At 47.1% G+C, this 1,041-nt stretch carries 1 protein-coding gene; it reads right to left on the bottom strand.

Going from position 1 to position 1,041, the window contains the following annotated elements; translation table 11 throughout:
* Positions 1-202: 202 nt before the first annotated feature.
* The gene (locus tag AC5I6P_RS17170; protein ID WP_495694998.1) at positions 203-910 is read right to left on the bottom strand and encodes a gamma-glutamyl-gamma-aminobutyrate hydrolase family protein; all 708 of its coding nucleotides are present in this window, start codon (positions 908-910) and stop codon (positions 203-205) included.
* Positions 911-1,041 lie beyond the last annotated feature (131 nt).

The following is a 1,041-nucleotide window of genomic DNA, read 5'->3' on the forward strand; positions in this document are numbered from 1 at the left end:
TTAAGCGTTTCTTATGAATGAATACACGTTCATAAGAAACGCTTTCACAACTTCAACAAACGCTAAAAGATTAGCTGATAACAGAGTGCTATTTCTACCATCCGTTTCAACTAAGCCTACGATCGCTCTACCAATCCAAGGATTGCTGCCAGCAGGTCCGCAATTCAACCAACTCCACGAAGTAAATCCCGCGATCGCTGACCTAATGCATCGTTCCCGCCACTTCCACAAACTTTTGAAATAATCGCTGATGCGCCGGATCTTCTCCCGAAAGTTCAGGATGCCACTGCACCGCTACCATCCACGGATGCTGAAGATGCTCGATCCCTTCGAGCAATCCATCATCTGCTTGGGCTGAAATCCGCCATCCTTGCGGAACGGTTTTTACCGCTTGATGATGCCACGAAACAATGTTGAGCTTGGTTGTTTCTAGTAAATCAGCAAGGCGAGTGTTAGGCAGAATTGAGAGATCGTGATTGATCGGGCGACGCGGATGATCGAGTCGATGCGCGATCGCATCTCCATACACATTTGGAACATGCGCGACTAACTTTCCACCTGCCGCGATCGCTAACACCTGCATTCCCCGACAGATTCCTAACACAGGAATCTTCCTGATCAAAGCTGCCTTTGCCAGCATCAGTTCAAACGCATCTCGATCTTCATCAATGCCATAGATTGAGAGATGGTTTTCGCCGCCATACAGCATTGGATTAATATCACCGCCGCCGGAGAACACCAAACCATCCAAGACATTTAGCAATGCTTCTGGATCAGGTTGGTTAGGCGGAAGTAGCAATGCGTTGCCGCCTGCGGTTTGAATGGCATCAATATAAGTTCCGGGCAGAAGGACTTCGCCTGCGCTGTTGCGACTGTGAGTTGTAATTCCGATCAAAGGTGGCTTGGACATTAAACGAGGGTCGTTAACCTGTTTAGCCCTCCATATTAAAGGAGGTTTTCATACATCGCCACAAAAACAATTACAAATTAGACTTGTCGGTAAATAAGGGAGAATAGAGAACAGTGACGAGATGAGATAAT

The organism is Myxacorys sp., assembly GCF_059501405.1.

Excerpts from the sequence above, each read along its gene's own strand:
- AC5I6P_RS17170 (WP_495694998.1), bottom strand. The coding sequence starts at position 910 with ATGTCCAAGCCACCTTTGATCGGAATTACAACTCACAGTCGCAACAGC.